Origin of the sequence: Vibrio sp. J502, assembly GCF_025397955.1 — a bacterium.
Lineage (GTDB): Bacteria > Pseudomonadota > Gammaproteobacteria > Enterobacterales > Vibrionaceae > Vibrio > Vibrio anguillarum.
Map to the genome: position 1 here is coordinate 273,285 of NZ_CP104555.1, position 21,616 is coordinate 294,900.

The 21,616-nt window shown below is 43.3% G+C and carries 20 protein-coding genes; 10 read left to right on the forward strand and 10 right to left on the reverse strand.

The window, feature by feature from the left end; genetic code table 11:
• Nucleotides 1–46: 46 nt before the first annotated feature.
• Entirely contained in the window at nucleotides 47–394 is a 348-nt protein-coding gene (locus N5E84_RS17015; protein ID WP_069212241.1) for a DUF3316 domain-containing protein, read from the reverse strand.
• A gap of 440 nt (nucleotides 395–834) precedes the next feature.
• Between N5E84_RS17015 and N5E84_RS17020 the strand changes: the two genes are divergently transcribed.
• The 3 genes from N5E84_RS17020 (at nucleotide 835) to N5E84_RS17030 (ending at nucleotide 3,691) form a co-directional block, all read left to right on the forward strand.
• Entirely contained in the window at nucleotides 835–978 is a 144-nt protein-coding gene (locus tag N5E84_RS17020) for a hypothetical protein (protein WP_019281242.1), read from the forward strand.
• Nucleotides 979–1,019: 41 nt separating this feature from the next.
• Complete coding sequence (gene empA, locus N5E84_RS17025; RefSeq protein ID WP_069212243.1) at nucleotides 1,020–2,855, forward strand: zinc metalloprotease EmpA; 1,836 nt, start codon at nucleotides 1,020–1,022, stop codon at nucleotides 2,853–2,855.
• 227 nt (nucleotides 2,856–3,082) lie between these two features.
• On the forward strand, nucleotides 3,083–3,691 hold the full coding sequence (locus tag N5E84_RS17030; RefSeq protein ID WP_026027933.1) for a 2OG-Fe(II) oxygenase: 609 nt from the start codon (nucleotides 3,083–3,085) through the stop codon (nucleotides 3,689–3,691).
• A gap of 51 nt (nucleotides 3,692–3,742) precedes the next feature.
• On the opposite strand, the gene N5E84_RS17035 is transcribed toward N5E84_RS17030, so the two are convergent.
• The 3 genes from N5E84_RS17035 to N5E84_RS17045 all read right to left on the reverse strand — a co-directional run bounded on the left by N5E84_RS17035 (nucleotide 3,743) and on the right by N5E84_RS17045 (nucleotide 6,063).
• Entirely contained in the window at nucleotides 3,743–3,988 is a 246-nt protein-coding gene (locus N5E84_RS17035) for a Rho-binding antiterminator (RefSeq protein ID WP_017045964.1), read from the reverse strand.
• A 17-nt stretch (nucleotides 3,989–4,005) separates the two neighbouring features.
• On the reverse strand, nucleotides 4,006–4,527 hold the full coding sequence (speG, locus tag N5E84_RS17040; protein WP_013868118.1) for a spermidine N1-acetyltransferase: 522 nt from the start codon (nucleotides 4,525–4,527) through the stop codon (nucleotides 4,006–4,008).
• Between the two features lie 90 nt (nucleotides 4,528–4,617).
• The gene (locus N5E84_RS17045) at nucleotides 4,618–6,063 is read right to left on the reverse strand and encodes a PLP-dependent aminotransferase family protein (RefSeq protein ID WP_069212244.1); all 1,446 of its coding nucleotides are present in this window, start codon (nucleotides 6,061–6,063) and stop codon (nucleotides 4,618–4,620) included.
• Nucleotides 6,064–6,160: 97 nt separating this feature from the next.
• Here N5E84_RS17045 and N5E84_RS17050 point away from each other — a divergent pair, with 97 nt between their 5' ends.
• The 5 genes from N5E84_RS17050 (at nucleotide 6,161) to pstB (ending at nucleotide 10,975) form a co-directional block, all read left to right on the forward strand.
• The gene (locus N5E84_RS17050) at nucleotides 6,161–7,063 is read left to right on the forward strand and encodes a DMT family transporter (protein ID WP_069212245.1); all 903 of its coding nucleotides are present in this window, start codon (nucleotides 6,161–6,163) and stop codon (nucleotides 7,061–7,063) included.
• Nucleotides 7,064–7,345: 282 nt separating this feature from the next.
• On the forward strand, nucleotides 7,346–8,167 hold the full coding sequence (locus N5E84_RS17055) for a phosphate ABC transporter substrate-binding protein (protein ID WP_026027935.1): 822 nt from the start codon (nucleotides 7,346–7,348) through the stop codon (nucleotides 8,165–8,167).
• Between the two features lie 211 nt (nucleotides 8,168–8,378).
• The gene (pstC, locus tag N5E84_RS17060) at nucleotides 8,379–9,311 is read left to right on the forward strand and encodes a phosphate ABC transporter permease subunit PstC (protein ID WP_017045968.1); all 933 of its coding nucleotides are present in this window, start codon (nucleotides 8,379–8,381) and stop codon (nucleotides 9,309–9,311) included.
• Nucleotides 9,312–9,316: 5 nt separating this feature from the next.
• Complete coding sequence (gene pstA / locus N5E84_RS17065) at nucleotides 9,317–10,180, forward strand: phosphate ABC transporter permease PstA (RefSeq protein ID WP_026027681.1); 864 nt, start codon at nucleotides 9,317–9,319, stop codon at nucleotides 10,178–10,180.
• Nucleotides 10,181–10,225: 45 nt separating this feature from the next.
• Nucleotides 10,226–10,975 (forward strand): phosphate ABC transporter ATP-binding protein PstB, encoded by a 750-nt coding sequence (gene pstB / locus N5E84_RS17070; protein ID WP_013868112.1) that lies wholly within the window; start codon nucleotides 10,226–10,228, stop codon nucleotides 10,973–10,975.
• 132 nt (nucleotides 10,976–11,107) lie between these two features.
• On the opposite strand, the gene N5E84_RS17075 is transcribed toward pstB, so the two are convergent.
• The 5 genes from N5E84_RS17075 to N5E84_RS17095 form a co-directional block, all read right to left on the reverse strand.
• Entirely contained in the window at nucleotides 11,108–12,277 is a 1,170-nt protein-coding gene (locus N5E84_RS17075; RefSeq protein ID WP_076611988.1) for an ISL3-like element ISVa10 family transposase, read from the reverse strand.
• Nucleotides 12,278–12,422: 145 nt separating this feature from the next.
• The gene (locus N5E84_RS17080; protein ID WP_069211989.1) at nucleotides 12,423–13,505 is read right to left on the reverse strand and encodes a GGDEF domain-containing protein; all 1,083 of its coding nucleotides are present in this window, start codon (nucleotides 13,503–13,505) and stop codon (nucleotides 12,423–12,425) included.
• A complete protein-coding gene (locus N5E84_RS17085) occupies nucleotides 13,505–13,972 on the reverse strand; it encodes a molybdopterin-dependent oxidoreductase (RefSeq protein ID WP_013868110.1) in 468 nt (155 codons plus the stop codon). The genes N5E84_RS17080 and N5E84_RS17085 overlap by 1 nt, the downstream gene beginning before the upstream one ends.
• A gap of 201 nt (nucleotides 13,973–14,173) precedes the next feature.
• The gene (locus N5E84_RS17090; RefSeq protein WP_026027937.1) at nucleotides 14,174–15,550 is read right to left on the reverse strand and encodes a YjiH family protein; all 1,377 of its coding nucleotides are present in this window, start codon (nucleotides 15,548–15,550) and stop codon (nucleotides 14,174–14,176) included.
• Nucleotides 15,551–15,901: 351 nt separating this feature from the next.
• A complete protein-coding gene (locus tag N5E84_RS17095) occupies nucleotides 15,902–17,563 on the reverse strand; it encodes a SulP family inorganic anion transporter (protein WP_019281935.1) in 1,662 nt (553 codons plus the stop codon).
• 211 nt (nucleotides 17,564–17,774) lie between these two features.
• Here N5E84_RS17095 and N5E84_RS17100 point away from each other — a divergent pair, with 211 nt between their 5' ends.
• Both N5E84_RS17100 and N5E84_RS17105 read left to right on the forward strand, forming a co-directional pair.
• Entirely contained in the window at nucleotides 17,775–18,074 is a 300-nt protein-coding gene (locus N5E84_RS17100) for an isoamylase early set domain-containing protein (RefSeq protein ID WP_026028657.1), read from the forward strand.
• 186 nt (nucleotides 18,075–18,260) lie between these two features.
• A complete protein-coding gene (locus N5E84_RS17105) occupies nucleotides 18,261–19,568 on the forward strand; it encodes a peptidoglycan DD-metalloendopeptidase family protein (protein WP_069211988.1) in 1,308 nt (435 codons plus the stop codon).
• A gap of 52 nt (nucleotides 19,569–19,620) precedes the next feature.
• On the opposite strand, the gene N5E84_RS17110 is transcribed toward N5E84_RS17105, so the two are convergent.
• Complete coding sequence (locus tag N5E84_RS17110) at nucleotides 19,621–21,453, reverse strand: putative bifunctional diguanylate cyclase/phosphodiesterase (protein WP_013868105.1); 1,833 nt, start codon at nucleotides 21,451–21,453, stop codon at nucleotides 19,621–19,623.
• Nucleotides 21,454–21,616: the final 163 nt, after the last annotated feature.

Genomic DNA, 21,616 nt, shown 5'->3' on the forward strand with positions numbered 1-21,616 from the left:
CAGTGAAAAAGCCCTTATCTAGCGCAAAGATAAGGGCTCAATGAGGTTAATTACGATCGTTTTCGCTGTATTGGTATTGATAACTAACGTCAATAACCGCACGGTATTCCACTTGATCACGCACTTTTGAAAAAGGTTCTACGTGAACTTCTAAATCTTTAAGTTTGACGCTTTGACTTTTGAGTGAAGGCTCAAAAATAGGTAACTTTTTCGCTAATTCATCAGGTTGCATTTGCTTGAGTTGATCGACTAAATCGAAACCTGCATTGTAAGCCTGTTCTTGAGTAGTAAAGGCGCCTGTTTTTAGAGATGTCTCTGTTATCGAGGTGTATACACCCGCAAAAGCGGTAGCGCTCATTGCAAATACAGCAGCGAAGATCATGATTTTTTTCATTGGATAGCTCCTTCGTTTGTAGAAAATATAGAAAGTATTAATTCGATGGCGTGATACTAACAATCATGGTGTGAGCGGTGTAAGGAGTCTGTCAGGCTGTGTTAAGAGCATGATAAATTACGATGAGATTTTCTAACAAAGGGTTGCCAGTACAAACTTTAGCCAACCATGTCAGGTTTTGACCACACGGACTTTTGATTGCTCATGAATAGGTAGGCATAGATAAAATGCATCACATTACGGTGTGTTTTTACTTATAAAAGTGTTCGAAGGTTATAAGGGCTACTTGTTTGCCAATGAGATTTACAAATTAATTCTCATCAAAATCAAGCAAAAATTATATTGATAGTTATGCGCACTATTAAATGTACATATAATTATCATTTATGTTTATCTTGTTGACATGCAAGTTAATTATCATAAAAAATCTTCGAGTTGTTTTGGCTATTGTCTTTTTTGTGACCATTTTATTTGACGCTCGTTTTGCACTATTTTTCCGTGCTACTGGCGAGGTTGGTTTTCTTGATCCATTTTCAATGAGCGAATCATTCGCAGTCACGTCGCTGGTGGTTGATTGGATGTAAGTCGTCAGCGGATGCTAATAATAACTCTCTAGGATTGAGAAATGAAAAAAGTACAACGTCAAATGAAGTGGCTATTCCTCGCAGCCTCTATCAGCGCAGCACTACCAGTATCAGCCGCGAAAATGGTGCAGGTTGATGATCCAAGTCTACTAGAACAAGCTTTATCCATGCAGGCTCGCAGTATTGTGCCAACACAAAATGGCTTTCAGATGGTAAAAAGCGTCACTCTACCTAATGGTAAAGTCAAAGTCCGTTACCAGCAGATGTATCATGGTTTACCGGTCTTTAATACGTCAGTCGTAGCAACGCAAACTGAGAAAGGTATCGGCCAAGTTTACGGCATGATGGCGCAGCAAATTGATTCTGATGTGGTAAGTACTTCACCACAAGTTGAACAAAAGCAGGCGGTTAGTATTGCACTTACGCATTACCAACAACAAAACCCATCACTGACGAGTGCGGATCTTGTTACAGAAAACGAGCGCGCTCAATTGATGGTGCGTTTGGACGAAAACCAAATGGCTCAAATGGTTTATTTAGTCGACTTCTTTGTTGCAACCAATGAGCCTGCACGGCCATTTTTCTTTATTGATGCGAACTCTGGTGACGTATTACAAACTTGGGAAGGGTTAAACCATGCAGAGGCGACGGGTACTGGACCTGGTGGAAATCAGAAGACAGGTTTTTATCAGTACGGAACAGATTTCCCAGGGTTAGTGATAAATAAAGTAGGCAACACCTGTAGCATGGTGAATAGCGCTGTAAAAACCGTGGATATGAAGCATGCGACATCGGGTGGTTCAACGTTCAGCTATTCATGTACCGACGCGAGTAATTACAACGATTACAAAGCGATTAATGGCGCTTATTCACCGCTTAATGACGCACACTACTTTGGTAAAGTGGTGTTCGATATGTACAAAGACTGGATGAACACCACCCCATTAACCTTCCAGCTAACTATGCGTGTGCATTATGACAGCAACTATGAAAACGCCTTCTGGAACGGATCGTCCATGACCTTTGGTGATGGCCAAAATACATTTTATCCATTAGTGGATATCAACGTCAGCGCGCATGAAGTGAGCCACGGCTTTACCGAGCAGAACTCAGGGCTTGTTTATCAAAATATGTCTGGTGGTATCAATGAAGCGTTCTCTGATATTGCTGGGGAAGCAGCTGAATTTTATATGAAAGGCAGCGTTGACTGGGTGGTCGGGAGCGACATTTTCAAATCTTCCGGTGGCTTACGTTATTTTGATCAACCGTCAAAAGATGGCCGTTCTATCGATCACGCTTCTCAATACTACAATGGATTAAATGTTCACTATTCAAGTGGTGTGTTTAATCGCGCGTATTATTTGCTAGCCAACAAAGCCAATTGGTCGGTTCGTAAAGGTTTTGAAGTGTTCACCGTCGCTAACCAGTTATATTGGACAGCAAACAGTACCTTTGACCAAGGTGGATGTGGCGTCGCAAAAGCGGCACAAGACTTAGGTTATAACAAAGCGGATGTGGTTGATGCCTTTAACCAAGTGGGCGTAAATGCTAGCTGTGGCGTAGTGCCTCCAACGGAGAATGTGCTAGAAAAAGGCAAACCAGTAATAGGGTTACAAGGTACGCGAAGCTCCGAAGCCTTCTATACCTTTACGGTCGCAAGCTCAACCAGCGCTAAAGTTTCGATCAGTTTGGGCTCAGGTGATGCTGATTTGTATGTCAAAGCCGGCAGCAAACCAACCACTTCTTCGTGGGATTGTCGCCCTTACAAATCGGGCAACAATGAACAGTGCACAATTTCTGCAACACCAGGAACCACCTACCATGTGATGCTCAAAGGCTATAGTAATTACAGTGGTGTAACGTTAAGACTGGATTAATCATCTTTATTGATTAAATTTAAAGGGGCACGAGTCAGTGCCCCTTTGTTATGTAGGAGGGTATTCAACGATAGGTTGTTCAACAACCACGGTGTTTGTTTCTAGTCTTTTCTTGCCAGCTTCTCCGCCTCCACAAATTCGCCTTGTCTTAAGCATCGAAACACCGATTTGTTGTTATGGCTTGCTATCGATATAACCACAGCACTTTTGTTATATGTAGTGTGAAAATGTCGTTAGATAAATTGATGGACGCAATTGCCGATCAAGGTTGGTACATATGGGATGACTTTTTAACACCAGAGCAAACCAAAAACCTACGAGCGTGTACGCCACCGCAGTTACAAGTGGCGCGAATTGGCAGGCACGATGCCTTGCAATTAGAGGTTGAAATACGCAACGATAAAATCCAGTGGATTGAAAACAGCATGGGCCTGCCTGTGCAAGACTATTTGCAACGTATGGAGCAAATTCGGCAAGAGGTTAACCGCCACTTTTTTCTTGGGCTATTTGAATACGAAGCTCATTTTGCCAAATATGAAATAGGGGCATTCTACCAAAAACACCTCGATGCCTTTACAGGCAACGCCAGCCGCAAACTGACGACGGTATTTTATATGAATGATCGGTGGTGTGGTGCTGATGCAGGTGAGTTGGTTATTTACGATGTTCAAGATCAGTATCTCGCGACGGTTGCGCCGATAGCGGGGCGTTTACTGGTCTTTTTATCCGAACGTTTTCCGCATGAAGTACAACCTACCAATGCTGAGCGTTTCAGCATCGCTGGGTGGTTTCGCATTAATGGCGTGACAGGCAACAAGCTCGATATTGCCAGTTAACGCAAAAAAGCTAATAAGTAAGCGTGGCTTGTGTGTTGCCACGCTCTTTTATCAGTCAAATTTGATCAGGGTAAAATGAGGATGTGAGCTTAATGCCTCCATCATCAATAAGGCATTGGTTTCAATTAAGTGTTCACTTTGCTCATTTTTCAACACAATGCACTCTTGTTGGTGTTCATTGCGCAGAGTGTCCATCGCGGTACCTGAATAGGTAAGACCATTTTTTAAGGTGAGCTTGACGGGCAAATGAAACAAACACGCGAGCTCAATGTAATCATATTGACTGCAAGTGACCATTATTCACTCCTATGATGTTACGCGGGCTTATTAAGATACGCGTTTTGCAAAATGTACATGCGCTTTACGTCACGATATTGGCCATTAATGAAGAATTCTTCAACTAAGTGCCCTTCCTCAACAAAGCCGGCTTTTTGGTATAAATGGATGGCTTTTTCGTTTTCCGTCGACACATGCAGGTAGATTTTGTGTAGGTTCAAAATGGTGAAAGAGTAGTCTAAGGCTTTGTTGATCAAGGTTTGTGCAAACCCTTTTCCTTGGTGCTCTGGCGTGATGATGATCTGAAACTCGCCACTGCGGTGAATGTAATCAATTTCAATTAATTCAACGAGACCGATCAGTTCCTTATCTCGGTTCTCAACCACAAACCGACGCTCGGCGTTATCGTGAATGTGCTTGTTGTACAGCTCTTCCAGCTCATCAAAAGATTCATAAGGCTCTTCAAACCAGTAAGACATAATGTTGCGGTTGTTATTGAGATCATGGATAAAGCGTAAGTCACCGCGCTCTAACGCTCTTAATGATAATTGATTATTCATAGCAAACCTTCATTGAACTAAGGCATTCATCTTATGCCGACTTTGTTGCAATACAAGTGGTTAGTCAGCAATTTTTTAAAATGCGTACGCTTACGTCTTGTGATCTGATGCCGCGAGATGAATCAGTTCGGTCAGTTTGTTTATGCTTTCCTGCCATGCCATGTTGTCTTCAAAGTTCGCTACACTGAAACGGATACAGTGTTGGAATTGTCCCTGCGTTGCAAAAAGATGCCCCGGCAGGAGGCTGATTTTGTTTTGCAGGCCACGTTGATAAAGCTCAAAACTATCGATGAATGACGGAAGTGTCAGCCAGCATAAAAATGAACCTTCAGGTCGGCTTAATTGAAACTGCCCTTGCAGCGACGGGTAGTGATTGAGCGAGGTGGTGAGCAATTTGGCAAAGCGCTGCTGGTTCAGTTGGTAAGTGCGGCGCATTTTGGCTAGATGTTGGCGGTACTTACCACTTTCGAGAAATTCCGCTACGGCTGATTGGATTAAATTCAAGCTGCCCATATTCTCGCTGAGCAATATCTTTTCTATTTGCGCTTGATACTTTCCAGCGATGATCCAACCGATCCTCAGCCGTGAATCCAAGGTTTTGGAGAGCGAATTGATGTAAATAACGCGGCCTTTGCCATCCAGTATCTTCAAGCAAGGTATCGGTTTTTGAAAATACAGGCCACCAAACACATCATCTTCAATAATTGGTGTATCACCACTGACAGCCAAAAGCTGTTTACGTTTTTCCAGAGGCATTTGTGAACCGGTTGGGTTGTTAAAATTAGGCGTGACGAGAATCGCCTTAATCGGCCATTGAGATAGCGCTTGTTCGAGGGCGCTGATGTCGATGCCTTCGACACTATGGCTGGGGATCTCCACCACTTTTAAACCTAATGATTCAAGCAACAGCAGCGTGCCAAAATAACAAGGTGACTCAACGGCCACAATGTCTTCGCGCTTGGTTAATGCACGAAATGCGAGGCTAATGGCCTGCTGACCGCCATGCGTAATGGCGATTTCTTGTGCTTTGATTTGTAGGCCCAAATCTTGCGATATTTTTAGCAGTTGTTTGACTAAATGGCTATTACCTGGCGGTAGCTGATAGTGGCTAGGAATGTGCGTTTGCTGGCGGCTGTGGCGGCCAATTTCTGCATACAAACTACGAATCGCGGCGCTTTGCGTATTAGGATGCGCTGAGCCTGCGGGCATGTGATGTTTCACTGTGGGTTGAACCAAAATTGATTTAGATAAAGAGAGCAGGTCAATGCTATTGGGTTGTGGCAGCGGAATCTCCAAAGGGGTTACAGCACCTTGGACTCGATAGCCTGAACGAGGCTGAGAGTAGACGACATTCATCGCTTCTAACTCTTGATAAGCACGAATAACGGTATTTTTGCTGACAGACAGTTGTTCGCATAGCTGGCGAATGGAAGGCATTTTATCGTGTGCGTGGAATAAACCATCGTCGATGCTCTGCTTAAGATGACGTTTTACCTCAGTATATTTAGGATCCGTGTTTTTAAGCTTACTTTTCATTCTGTACCCACTAAATTATTCAAATCTGTGCCTTTTGCGCATAACTGTACCCAAATAAAGTAGCAGCATAGAATCGATTGTGGCTAGGAATTTTGTGATGTTTGTAAGAATGATCCCGTTCTTGTTTGTCGTGCTATGGGCATCTGGTTTCGTTGGCGCAAGGTTTGGCTTAATGTATGCGGAACCTGCCACGCTGCTCACGCTGCGCATGGTGGCGAACGTGGTGCTTTTTATTGGTTTGTTGTTATTGCTCAAAAGGCGCATTCCGCGTGGTCGCCATTTGTGGCATTCCTGTGTAACGGGTGTGTTGATTCATGGTTGCTATTTGGGCGGAACCTACCAAGCGATTTCTTGGGGAATGCCAGCAGGTTTAAGTGCTCTGCTGGTGGGGACACAACCCATTTTGACTGCGCTGCTGCTGGTTTTTATGAGTACAGAGCGCTTTAATCTGGCGCAGTGGTTAGGGTTAGCTCTTGGGTTTTCTGGGATAAGTCTCGTCTTGATGGGTAACATTGAGTGGCAATCGGAAGTGCACAAATGGCCTGCCATTAGTTTGTGTTTGTTATCTCTGCTCGGCATCACGCTCGGCACCTTATATCAGAAAAAATTTTGCCAAGGTGTCGATATGATTGGCAGCGCTACCGTGCAATATGTGGCTGCGTTATGCCTATTTTTACCTTGGGCTTGGAGCTTTGAAACCATGCAAGTGCAATGGACACCGACCTTTATCATGATACTGGTATGGCTGGTTGTGGTGCTGTCATGTGTCTCTATTTTATTGCTGTTGTATATGGTTGAACACGGTGCGGCCTCAAGTGTGGCTTCAGTGTTTTATCTTGTACCGCCAACCACCGCCATTCAAGCATGGCTTGCTTTTGATGAATCATTGGATGGGTTTGGTGTTGCGGGCTTCTGCCTTGCAGTTACGGCTGTTTATCTGGTGGTGAAAAAGCCGAATCTGCTGAGAAAATTGGCGAAACCGGTATTTGAGCGTTCATAAAATTCACCCCTATAAATCGAACTTAGAATGGGGTGCTCTGCTGGTGGTCGGGTAATAAATGGATAATTTCTGACTCGCGGCGGCACCTAATGACTTTGCCAATTTTTTCAGATTGATCTTAAGCGATGCACTCAAAAATGCGCTGCCCTTCCTCTGTTTTCCTAAAATATTTTACTGTGTCATCTAGTTTTAAACTAAGTGAAACACAACTGTCATATTTGCGTCCTAAAGTGAGTTTCGTTCAATACACAACGGCAATAAAGCCTCTTAAGGATATTTGTGATGAAAAAGACAGTAATCGGTGCAATCGCTCTTTTAGGTGCATTGGCAGTTAACCCAGTTTTTGCAAAAGAAACCATTTCTGCTGTTGGCTCTAGCAGCGTAACGCCATTGATGGAAGTTTTCTCTGAAACATATATGAAGAAAAACGCGGACGTGTTTATTGAGGTTCAAGGCCCAGGTTCTTCTGCCGGTATTAAAGCCGCTAAGAACGGCAGTGCGGATATTGGTATGTCTTCACGTGGCCTAAAAAGCTCAGAAAAAGAAGCATCATTAGTTGAAGAAAAGATCGCGCTTGATGGTATAGCGGTGGTTGTGCATCCAAGCAATAAAGTAAAAGGGTTGAGTGCTGAACAAGTCTCTGCCGTTTACCGAGGCGAGATCACGAATTGGAAAGATGTCGGTGGTGAAGACAAACCTATCGTTGCAATTACTCGCGATACCGCATCAGGGACTCGTGGTGCATTCGAAGAGATTATGAAACTGACAAAAAAAATCTCAGACAAGACGGTATCTGCTATCTCTCAACGAGCTCAAGTAGCTAACGGTAACGGCAGTTTGAAAACTATGGTTGCGTCTAACCCTTATTCCATCGGTTACATCTCTCTTGGCACCGTTGATAACACGGTTCATGCCTTAGCGGTAGACGGTACTGATGCATCGGTAGATAACGTGAAAAATGGTTCATATAAAGTGGCTCGTCCTTTCCTTGTACTGTACAAAAAAGGCCAACCATCCGCTCAAACGCAACAGTTCCTTGATTGGATGCTAACGCCTGAAGCTCAAAAACTCGTTGCAGAACATCACTATATCGCAGTGAACTAATTGACTCTCCCATTCGACTTGAAGTTGCAGCGACGTTGTTTCGTTCAGCCCAATCACATGCTTTATCCATGTGGATGGGAATTCACTGACTTGCTGTTTAGCCGCCACTTCAAGTTGTTTGGGGAAATAACTTTAAAAGTTTGCTTAGCCCATCGTTGGGGCTGAGCCTTTTCTATCCACGTCGATTCCATCGAATAGTGAGATTGATACTATGACCATCGCAACAAATAGTGAAAAGCTTATGAACAACGTTTCTACGCAAGCTTCCAAACGTGCACTTCGTGCTAAAAAGCGTGTGGACTGGAAAGAGCGCATTTTCCACGGGTTGTTTCTTACCAGTGCCATTATTGGCATTGTGTCTCTTGCCATCATTGCCTACTTCATTTTCCGCGAAAGTATTCCCGCATTTCAAGAAGTGGGTATCTCGGGTATCGTCCTTGGACAAGATTGGTTGCCGCCAGCTCTGTATGGTGTGGCAACTATGATTGTCGCTTCTGTGGTTTCAACGTTTGGTGCGGTTATCGTTGGTGTGCCTGTGGGCGTACTCACCGCTATCTTTATTGCCGAAGTCGCACCAAAACGTGTCGCGAATATCATTCGCCCAGCCGTTGAATTGCTCGCTGGTATTCCTTCCGTGGTCTATGGTTTCTTTGGTCTTGTGATTATTGTTCCTTTGATTCAGGACATTTTCCAAGTTCCTGCGGGCAATACCATTCTCGCGGGCATTATTGTGCTTGGTGTCATGATCTTACCGACGGTGATTACCGTGTCCGAGACTTCTATTCGCGCAGTCCCTCATGCGTACAAAGAAGGTTCTTTGGCATTAGGTGCATCCAGTATTTTTACCATCTTCAAATTGCTGGTACCGGCAGCTCGTTCCGGAATTATGACCGGCGTCATCTTAGGAATTGGGCGCGCGCTCGGTGAAACCATGGCCATTATTATGGTGATGGGCAACGCGCCAGCGATGCCTGAAGGTATTTTAGACTCAGCACGCACGCTGACAGCCAATATTGCGATTGAAATGTCTTACGCAAGTGGTGTTCATGCCAGTGCGCTTTATGCAACAGGCGTTGTGCTATTGGCATTCATCATGATCTTGAATGCCACATTGCTCTATTTAAACCGTGAGAGAGCGAGGTAATAGTGATGGATACAGTAAAACTAAAACGTGCCCGCCAGCTAAAAGATAACGTATTGAAAATATCTATTTGGATTGCGGCCGCTGTAACAGTCGGCTTCCTATTTTGGATTATCTGGTACATCCTTTCTAACGGGCTACAACACGTAGATTGGAATTTCGTTACTGACGATTACACCCGTACTGGCAATGAACACGGGATCTTCCCGATGATCATATCGACGATTTATATGGTGATCGCTTCTATTTCGGTGGCCGCCCCGTTGGGTATTATGACGGCGATTTATCTTACCGAATACGCCAAAATCGGTAGCCGCTTGGTGAAAGTGATCCGCTTTTGTACCGAATCTTTGGCGGGGATCCCCTCCATTATCTTTGGTCTATTTGGCATGACCTTCTTTGTGGTGATTCTAGGCTTAGGCTTCTCTATTTTGTCGGGTGCGCTAACGCTCAGCATTTTGATTTTGCCTGTGATCATTCGGACCACAGAAGAAGCGTTGATGGCCGTTCCTCAAACTTATCGCGAAGGTTCTTATGGTCTTGGAGCCTCAAAAATATACACCATTTGGCGTCTGATTTTGCCAAGTGCAATGCCCGGCATCCTCACGTCAATTATTTTGAGTATTGGTCGTGTTATTGGTGAATCGGCTCCTGTGTTTTTAACCGCAGGAATGGTGGCACGTATTCCTGATTCATTGCTCGATTCAGGCCGCACCCTAACCGTTCACCTTTACAAGCTCACAACAGAGCTGTTCACGGTTGAAGAGTGGAATCAAGCCTACGGCACAGCAACCGTGCTGATTGTGGTTGTGCTACTGATCAACATGGTGACGAAGCTAATCGCAAGACGATTTAATACCGCTTCTTATTAAGCAGAGCGTTGGGCGCGATTTACAGAATTTTGAGAGATAACAAGAATGAACAAATTTAATATTGAAAACCTAGACCTTTTTTATGGCGATAACCAAGCGCTAAAATCAATCAACCTGCCTATTCCAACTCGTCAAGTGACAGCGCTGATTGGCCCTTCTGGCTGTGGAAAATCGACTTTATTACGCTGTTTGAACCGAATGAATGACCTCATTGAAGGCGTGACTATCACCGGTAAATTGGCGATGGATGGGCAAGATATTTACGGCAATATTGATGTTGCAGATCTGCGTATCAAAGTGGGAATGGTGTTCCAAAAGCCAAATCCGTTCCCAATGAGTATTTATGAAAACGTGGCGTATGGGTTACGCGCACAAGGGATTAAAGATAAAAAGCACATCGATGAAGTGGTTGAGCGCTCATTGCGCGGCGCGGCGTTGTGGAATGAAGTAAAAGATCGCTTGAAGTCGCATGCGTTTGGTCTCTCTGGTGGTCAACAACAGCGTTTGTGCATCGCACGTACGATAGCGATGGAGCCGGATGTGATTTTGATGGATGAACCAACGTCCGCCCTTGACCCGATTGCAACACACAAAATTGAAGAATTGATGGAAGAGCTGAAAAAGAATTACACCATCGTTATTGTCACGCACTCAATGCAGCAAGCGCGTCGTATTTCTGATCGCACGGCGTTTTTCTTAATGGGGGAATTGGTTGAACACAATGATACACAAGTGATTTTCAACAATCCTAAAGATGATAGAACCATGGGATATGTCAATGGCGATTTCGGCTAATCACTTATTGCAGCGACTAACCTGAAATAATAGCGGACTCATTATAACTATAAAGCGATGGTAACTTTGCCCCTCATACAGAGGGGCTTTTTTGTAGAAACTTCATGGCATACATATTCGGCTCTTCTCCGCTTAGGTGAGCTTGATATTTGGGTAAAAAGTTGAGTGTGTATCGGGAACCGATGTTTGTCTGATCTTCAATTTGAAATAGTCTGTATCTCTCACCCCTCTTGCCCTTCGTCTGAGTAAGCCAATCGAGACATTACCTGCTTCTACCCGAGCGTTAGTCAGTTTGTATTTTCCGTAGTTACAAATACCCACTTTTCTTTCCAATAAAGCATCGGCAAAATTAATTAAGGAAAGTATTCTGGTCGATTTGGCAAGACGACACCAAGCTTCTAGAGCTGCCACCATTGTTTCGTAATCGGGTTCATCCCATATGGCTTGTAGCTGCTCTTTGAGCATGTAAACAACGCACAAAGTCTTGTTGCTCTCAAGTAAGTCATCAAGTCTGTCAGACTGCCTATCATCCAATTTGTGAGCGTTTTTCAGTAGGAGGAAGAGCGTTCCTTTCAACATTTTTTTTTCGTCGTGAGAGCCATTTCTAAAAGCTTTTGCTCTCTCTTTTTTGATTAAGATGCAGTAGTTCTGCATGACATGAAATCGGTCAAAAACAATATCAGCATTGGGAAGCATTTTCCTGACCGCCGACTGGTAAGACTGGCCCATATCCATTGATACTGCTTTGATTCCTGATTTGGTTTCTTCTGATAGTTGCTCAAAGAAGGAGATCAGAACTTCTGCTTTTCGGCCATGTTCAACCCAAATTAAATGCCCAGAGACGAGGTCATAAACAACCGTCATATAATCGTGTCTCTTGGCTCTGGCAACTTCATCGACGCCAATATGAACCAAGTTATTCAGTTTCTCGGGGTCTAATGCTGGTAGGCTTGAACGCAAGTATTCCCTATCGATATTTTTTACTGTTTCCCAGCGGATTCCTAAATGTTGAGAGACGGCATGTATGCTCATATGGCGACATAACCCACTGATGAACTTGCAAAAGCGAGCGGTATAACGACCACCTTTAGCCACATATTCAGTCTCTTCGATCAACCGTCGTCCTTCTTTGTCTCTAGTTTTAGCCAGCTCAACCTCAATCGTACAAGGTCGCCCACTCACAGGTAAATCTTGAAGACGTCTTTTAACGTAGTGATCGACGGTGCAGGAAGTCCCTGATATTGGCTCTTTGACTTTATACCTACGATCTCGACGACAGCGAACGAGTACGCCTTGGGACATTTCTTCTATTGAACAAGATTCAACACACTGGCCTTTAAAGCTAAATAACGAGGAAGACAAAGACGACAAAATAGACTACTGACTTATTTTTAAAATAAGCATTATAAATCATGTGATTATGATGAATGAGCCTGTGCATACAGACTCATGAAAGCGGAGAAGAGCCCATATTCTTATCCGCAATATGTATTAATTGATTAATATTGGCTGAATCTTTAGGAAAAGAGGCAATACCGATACTGGTTGAAAGCTTTGCTCCCACTCCATTATCCACGAAGAAATTCTCTTTAAAACACGCTTTAATGTGGCGTTGCATAATGCTCAGTTCCATCGCATCTACGCTATGGATGATCAGGGCAAACTCATCACCCCCCATACGAAATACCGAATAATCAAAGGTTGGAATCGAATGTGTTAAGCGAAACGCTACTTGCTGCAACACACTGTCCCCTGCTTTATGACCATTTTGGTCGTTAATGGGCTTAAAGCCATTTAAGTCGAGAAGAAAGAGAGAGAAGGGGTTGTTGGTAGAAATTTGATTCAGCTCTTCAAACATAGCAAGGCGGTTAGCAAGCCCAGTTAGAGGGTCAGTTAATGCTAAGGTACGCTGAGCAACCGCTTCTTTATGAAAAATATAGCTAACTAAGCCAATGCAACCCAGCATCAAGAACATCAGCAGAAATTGTACCTGTGTTAGCCTATTTGCTTTTTCTTTTTGCTCTAGATAGATAGGGCTTTGCAGTTGAAAGTTTTGGTTTACATAGCCGATAATCTGGTCGTAAATCAAGTGGGTATGTTTTTCAAATACAGCCAATGACTTTTGATCTTTAACGGCCAGCAATAAGCTTTCTAATATTTTGAAATCATCAAAGTTGTTCTTAAAGAAATGCTGGGAATCCGTTCTGCCCATAAAATTATCCGATTCCTTACTCGTTAGAATCAAGTCAAAACGGCTCCAAATCAGCTCATACTGCAGCCAAGTGTGCGATCTCTTCTCCTGTGAATCTAAGTAATAAGGAATCGAAGCAACCAGCTCAGAATACTCTTTGGTGAGCTGGAATAAATACCAAGTTGCATAGTTACGTTGGTCGGTATAGGAGTTGGCTAAAGAGCGTGTGGTCGAAAGTATATACAAATTAGCGACGATCAAGGTGGCTGACAGGACAATCAACAGTGTTTTTGCCCGGTATAGCAAGGGGTGTAAAGTGCTGTGTTTTGTAAAATTCATTATTTACCGTGAATCAATAGTTTTTCTAACTGCCACACCATTTGGGTGTAATAAATGCCATTGTCTATTTGTGGATATTTATCTAGATTGTAGATCAGCCAAAACGGCCCCTTGTTTCTTATTTTCATTTCATCGCCATTCATGTGATAAGCAATAATGGGTTCATAGCGAGTTAAGTTTTCAATTGCAATATTAGCGGCGTAATCATTAATGGCCAAAAATGATACAGAAGAAACCTGTCCAACTTGCAAATGATTAATTAAATCAATAACTTTAAAACCAGTGAAAGTATTTTCTTTTGGTAACCAAGGAAGCTGAGTCGTGAAGGTTTCACGAGGCAGTATCTCTGCCAATTGTGCAAGAGAATAAGTAACCCGATCTTGGTTTGGGAGGGTAATAGTTAAGCTTGCAGCATGAACAAATAAGCTGAAAAAAATAAGTGGTAAAGCGGTTATCCATCTCATCATAAACTACCTTATTTACTTCTGCTTTTTTCTTAGAGCATAGGCTAAAAGTATAAGGTGATAATTTAATCAATGAAATTATTTTCTATTTATATTTCTGTTAATTTGGTCGAATCAATCTTTAGTTTAGAACAAAAAAATCCCCACATAAGTGGGGACTTGCATATTGAAATGTTATTAGTGCCGTTACTGCTGCATTGTTTACTAAAAAATGAGATGTGCTACACCAGCTATCACTGGCAGTGTAATGAGCGTACGCAGAATAAATATGACAAACAGCTCAAGGATGTTGACAGGAATTTTGCTGCCTAACATTAACGCACCCACTTCAGACATATAGATCAACTGAGTCACTGACATGGCTGCAATCACGAAACGTGTCATTTCATTATCAATGGAAGCTGCAAGAATCGCGGGAATAAACATATCCGCAAAGCCGACCACAATGGTTTGAGATGCTTGAACAGCCTCAGGTACACCAAGTAATTCTAGAAAAGGAATAAACGGTTGGCCCAATACAGAAAATACAGAGGTGTATTCTGCAACAATCAGAGCCAGAGTACCCAAGCCCATCACGACAGGTAGCACACCAAACACCATATCAACAGCGTTACGCATGCCTTCAGCGAAGATCGATTTCGCAGATTTAACTTGGCTTGCTTTCGCCAGTGCTAATTCCATCCCCCATGAGAACGAGGTATGTCCGCTTGGAACTGCATCGGCATCTTTAGCTGGAGAGGTACCATCAATATAAGTGTTCTTTTTGAAACTTAATGGTGGCAGGCGAGGAATGATGATCGCTGCAACAAAGCCTGCAAGGCAAATGGTGCCATAAAAAGGTAGGAACAGATGCTCTAGCTTAACTTGCGCAATAACGACTAAGCTGAAGGTAATTGAAACGGCAGAAAACGTTGTACCAACAATAGCGGCTTCACGCTGTGTGTAGAATTTGCTTTCGTACTGTTTGCTGGTCAGCAAAATACCGACACTACCGTCGCCCAACCAAGAAGCCATGCAGTCGATTGCGCTACGGCCTGGAAGGTTGAAAACTGGACGCATGATTCTGCTTAATAAACTACCAAATAGCTCCAGTAGCCCGAAGTTAAGTAGTAAAGGCAGCAAAAGCCCTGCAAAAATAAATACAGAAAATAAAGTGGGTAATAAACCCTCAAGAACCATACCGCCAGTGTTTTCTTCCCAGATAGCCTTAGGGCCGATTTGGAAAAACGTCATAATGACGGCGATACCACCAAATACACGGACGGCTAACCAAAGAGCAGATGGATTAAAAAGCCCATTTAAGAAAGGACTCTTTGTAATGAATGCAGGTTGAAAAATTTTACATAAAATGGAAGCTGCAGACATAAAGGCGATGATCACTGTCACTATTGCAACAAGGTAATCACCCAAAATAGCTTGGATAGATTTAGCAAGGACGGCAACTGGAATGGTTAAGTCACCTTGGTAGCTAATTGGCGCCATAAACAAAAATAGACCAATTAACGAAGGGATGAAAAACATCCAAAAGCTACTTTGTGTTGGTGCTACAGGAGCTTCAATAGTTTGAGCGTTATCTTGCATGTCGTGTCTCGTATTACTGCGGGTCAATAGTCACCAACTGGTGGCATAAAAATGCACTAAATAGCTCTATTTAGTCATTGCAGGCAAGAATATCTATTTTTAAGATGGCTTGCAATACTATTCATTAATCAAGGTTAAGTATTCAAACAAAAGAGCTGTTATTCTCAGATAACATGGTCATTTGTTTTGTTATTGTTGCATTGGTTAATAATCTGTTGGTGGTTGAGGCGTGCGTTTTAAAAAGAGTTAAGGAGGGCTGAGGAAAATTGGGCGGTTAAGGTAAGAGGGACGGGTCAGTCAAAGGCCTTTAACCGTAGGCTAAAGGCCAAAAATGTATAGGTCCAATGAGCTTTATTGAGCTGTACTGATATTCAAACGTTGTAGGCTAACGCTGAGCGCATCATCGAATTGACTAAAGAAATTATCTTCACCGACCAAATCAACAATCCCCGCTTTTTTCAGTTTCATTGCAACACGAGTATTTGCACCAGAGATCAACACTTGCACATTCTTTTTATGGAAGTTTTCGATCATTTCCTCAATGGATTGCAGGCCAGTAATGTCCATAAATGGAACCCATTTAAGGCGAATAATTAAAATTTCTGGCTGCTCTTGAATGCTGCTCATCACACGCTCAAAGGTTTCAGCCGCAGCAAAGAAAAATGGGCCTTCTAAGGCATAAACGGCGAGCTCTCTTGGTAACTGAGTTTGCCCATGACGAAGCAGCTCAGCACTGAGCTCATGGTGTGTACTGGCTTTTACCTCAACACTAGATGCCATACGTTTTACAAAGTGAAGGGTAGCGATGATCACCCCGATGTTGACGGCGACAACTAAGTCAGCAAACACGGTTAATCCAAAGGTTAGCAACAAAATAACCACATCGGCTTTGGGTGCACGTTTAACCAATTTAATAAAGTGGGGAACTTCACTCATGTTCCATGCTACGACGAACAAAATCGCACTGAGTACTGCCAGTGGAATATTGACGGCTAATGGTGCAAGTGCAATAAGGATAATGACCAGAGTGAGCGAGTGCACCACGCCCGAAAGTGGGCTTGTCCCCCCGTTGCGTATATTGGTTGCAGTACGTGCAATGGCGCCTGTTGCTGCAATACCACCGAAGAGAGGAGCAACGATATTAGCGATACCTTGGCCGACTAATTCTTGGTTTGAGTTGTGTTTGGTGCCCGCCATACCATCGGCGACCACCGCCGAAAGCAATGATTCAATCGCACCTAGCATGGCAATCGCAAAAGCAGGGCCAATCAATAGAATAATTTGAGAGAAGCTAACTTCTGGAAGCGAAAACTCTGGCAGTCCTTGAGGTATGCCTCCAAAAGCCGATCCAATCGTGCGGATCCCTTCAAAGCCAACAAAATATTGCAACACGGTAACTGTGACGAGAGCAAGCAGTGGCCCTGGCACTTTCGAGAGCTTCGGGATCTTAGGACCGAAGATAACCAGCGCGAGTGAAAATAACGAAAGGCCTGTTGTGGCCCAATCCATCTGCGGAAAGGCATGGAAAATAGACACTAATTTTTGATGAAAATGCTCACCTTCGATCTTGGGGAGGCCGAAGAATTCTTGCCATTGCCCAACCCAGATAATGACACCGATACCGCTGGTGAAGCCGACGATTACGGGGTCAGGAATATAGCGGATGATGCTACCGAGTTTTGCGACCCCCAGAACCAATAGAATCACACCGGCCATCATAGTGGCTATCTGCAACCCGCTGACCCCATACTGGCTAACAATTCCAGCGAGTATCACGATGAAAGCGCCCGTTGGGCCGGCTATCTGCACTCGCGAGCCGCCAAACAGTGAAACGATAACGCCTGCAATAATGGCGGTGTATATCCCTTGCTCCGGTTTCACGCCAGAAGCAATAGCGAATGCCATCGCCAGTGGCAGAGCGACAACCCCTACAATCAAACCTGCACTGATATTATTTAGCCACTGTTTTGGTCGTAGCAGACCGGCTTTATAGGATTCATATACGGCAAACATAATTGATAACCTTATTGAAAGTAGGGGAAAATAGAAAGCGCGGTGGATTCTACGCTCATTTAAAATGCTGTAAAGAGGGGTGAATATTCAACTGAGGTTATAAATATAGTGGTTCGGCGGCGGAATTTTTACTATTTAGAGTTGTGGATGTGAGTCTATTTTCTTATGATTCATTAGGTAGGATGTTTTTTATACAGAGATGGAGTTTGTGATGATCAATAAACGTTTTTTTAAAACAAAAGAAGAAGTCGAAGTGACCTTTGAAGTGGACGTCCCAGATACGGCTGGCAATGTTGCGATAGTAGCGGACTTTCTTGACTGGCAACCAGAACCGATGAAAAAGGTGGCGAAAAGTAATAGTTTTAAATTTAAAACCCGTTTACCTAAAGATGCTGAATTTCAATTTCGTTACTTGTTGGATGACCAACAATGGGTTAACGATCCTAGCGCTGACCAGTACATTGCCAATGGTTTTGGCGAAGAAAATAGCCTAGTGACGACTTATCAATAGGTTGTTGATAAATCTTGTGAAAGCGTGAAATATGATTAGGACAGTACTCATTTTTACGTGTAATTGTTGATTTATTATAAGGCACTCCGGTGCCTTTTTTGACCATAGAATCACACGATATAGGTGACTTTTGAAACAGAAAGTCTTAATCTTGAGGCTCTTTTGACTTAATCCACAGGATAGATAGTGCTTCCTCGTTCTCTCATTCTGCGCTTTTCTGAGCTTTCACTTCCAAAAAAAGCGTCGATTATTGGCCTACCGATTGTCGCGGCCATCGCATTTTCCTCGTCTATTCAGGATAGCTCCTTACAGCGCCAAATTGAGCTCTCTATTACCGAAACTCAAATTGTTCAGTCGATTTTATCTGATGCTATTGAGGTAAAAAATCTTCCGGATTTTGAATATGAGATTAAATCTGGTGACAATTTAAGTACTATCTTTAATCAACTTGGCTTTGGTTACCAAGACTTGATGAAGATTATGGAAACCGATTTAAACTACCTCGCATTGGATACGTTAAAACCTGGCAACATCCTCAGGTTTTGGAAAGCGCAAAATGGAAATGCGCTTTCCAAAATGGAGCTAGAATTTAGCCTAGTCGAGCGCGCGGTATATTCACGTTTAGATGATGGTACCTATGAGTTTCAAGATGTTAAAATACCGGGTGTATGGAAAGAGTTCGCCATGGTTGGCGAGATCCAAGGCAGTTTTTCTCAGTCGGTCAATTCGATAGGGTTAGGCAGCGCTGAGATAGAACAGATCGTCTCTTTACTTAAAGATAAACTCAATTTCTCTCGTGATCTTAGGTTTGGCGATCGATTTGAAGTGGTTCAATCTCGTCAATTTGTCGGTGAGAAATTGACGGGCAATCGTGAAATCCAAGCGATTAAAATCTACAGTCGAGGCAAAGACGTTTCTGCTTATTTACACCGTGATGGGCAGTACTATGACAAAAATGGTGATAGTTTACAGCGCGCATTTCAACGCTATCCGACGACAAATAAACGCATTACCTCTAACTTTGATGCGCATCGCCTGCACCCAGTCACAAAAAGAGTGGCTCCGCACAATGGTACTGATTTTGGTGTACCAGTCGGTACTCCGGTATTCTCGACTGGCGATGGTACGGTGATCATGACGCGTAAGCACCCTTATGCGGGTAATTACGTGGTGATACAACATGGCAGTACTTACAAAACACGCTATTTGCATTTGAGTAAAATTTTAGTGCGTAAAGGTCAGAAAGTATCGCGAGGTGAGCGGATCGGTTTATCTGGGCAATCGGGCCGAGTCACTGGGCCTCATCTGCATTATGAGCTGATGGTTCGAGATCGCGCAGTGAATGCCATGACCGCCAACATACCAATGGCAAACTCAGTGCCTAAAAAAGAGATGGCGGGGTTTGTTGCAAGGCGTAATGAACTCGATTCTATGCTTCAGCAGCAAGAACTGCGGTATGCCACCAGTGAGTCTTCGGCTGACCAAGAGTCTTAATGTGATAGCATAATGGATATTAGTAATCCCTCACTTTCAGAGTGAGGGTTTTTTATGCGCGCCGTACATGGCTCATGTTGTTCCAGTGAGTCACGATAGAGTGCGGTGTTTCTGGCTTTGAAAAATAGTAACCTTGGATCTGTTCACAGCCCATAGCATAGAGTTTCTCCAGAGCTTCTTGGTTCTCCACCCCTTCTGCGACGAGATCAACTCGAAGTTGATTTGCCAATTGAATAATCAACCAAACTACGCGCTCCGCTGTTTCGTTACACACCATGTTTTTGATAAAAGTGGCATCAATTTTAATGCAATCGATGGGGTAGCTATGGATGTAATTCAAGCTCGAATAGCCAGTGCCAAAGTCATCAAGCGCGATGGTAAAACCAAGTAGTCTGAGCTTATCTAAGATGTATCTAACTTCACTGGTTTGTGAAAGTAGTACTGTTTCGGTGAGCTCAATTGTGAATTCATTAGGCTCAAAGCCGTATTGAGTAATGGTTTGCATTAAGTGTTCGAGATAGCGCTTGGAGTTGATCAGTTCATGTGCCGAACAGTTAAGTCCTAATTTTACCTTGTAGCCTAAGCCCTCCTCTAGCTCAACTTTTGCTAGGCATGCCAGCTCAACAATGCGTTCTCCTAATTCCACAATTAAACCTGACTGCTCAGCAGTATCGATAAACTCAATCGGTGAAATCGCACCCAGAGTTTCGCTATTCCAGCGAGTGAGAATCTCAAAATAGTTCCACTGTTCTTGGTGACGACTGACGATCGGTTGCGCCACCACAAATAGTTCACTATTTTTACTGGTTAACTTATTGAGTTCACGGCGTAGAGCTTCTGTGATTTGGGTTTGACGATGGTATTGGTCACTCAGATGGGTATCATAGCAACGGATATTACTACCGCGAGTTTGCTTACACTCTTTGAGTGCTAAACAGGCATTGAGAATCAGTTGATCGGCCGTGATTGTCTCTTGAGTTTTCCTTGAAATGCCAATGCTTAAGCTAATTTTAATGCGATGTGATGCATCGACATAACCTGTATTTAGCTTATCCAATATACAGCGGCAGATTTGCAACGGATCATTAGAGAAGGTGATAAACGCATATTCATCCCCAGCGATTCGAAATGCCAAATTCTCTTCCGGAACGCTTTTAATGATGGCATTAGCCACAAACTTAATGATTTGGTCGCCAATATAGTGCCCATATAAGTCATTGATCGATTTAAAATTATCGATGTCTAAATAAGCAAGAGTAAACGGTTCATTGGTTGTTTCAACTAAGCGTTCTAATTTGTCAGCTAGATAACTGCGGTTCATTAAATCGGTCAGGTTGTCGTGAGAAACTTCGTAACTAAGTTGATTAACCAAGCTGTCAGAGCGTTCGCTCAACCACTTATTGCGCAGGCTGTGAACGACTATGTTCGCAATGATTCGGTGGTAGCCAATCACGAATTCCTCATCTTCGATGGGAGAATAGAAGGTAGACACGAGCATTCCGAGTATTTCGCCATTCTTGGCACGTAGTGGAATACCGATATAGGCATCAATCTTATTTTCAATTAGAAACTTGTCATCAGGAAAAATTTTGGTCACTTGTGATGGGAACAGACAGTATTCCTGTTTTGATTTCCACACTTGCTCACACGGTGTTCCCCTGAGCGGATAACCCGTGTCGTTGTTGTCTGGCGTCTCACCAGCATGAGATAAGGTGTGAGCTCTGTAATGCCATTTGTCTAACTCGACGATGCATGTACAGCAGGTTTGAAAATGTGTATGCAGCACCAATGTGGCTCGATCATGTAACTCAGAGCCATCGAGCAGCATGAGCTCGTTAATGGTGTTTAGACTAACTGCATCCCTAGCCAATGATGTTTTAGTCATATGTCGTACTCTGTTTTTTTAGAATATGCACTTAGTGACTATGGTCGACATTGTGCAGTTTTGCCACTCGCAATGATGGGTACTTGAGACGCAAAAAAATAAAATATTGGTTATTCAGCGGCTTAGTTGCAGAGTTTTATGAGTACTTTTTTGTCTAGGATAA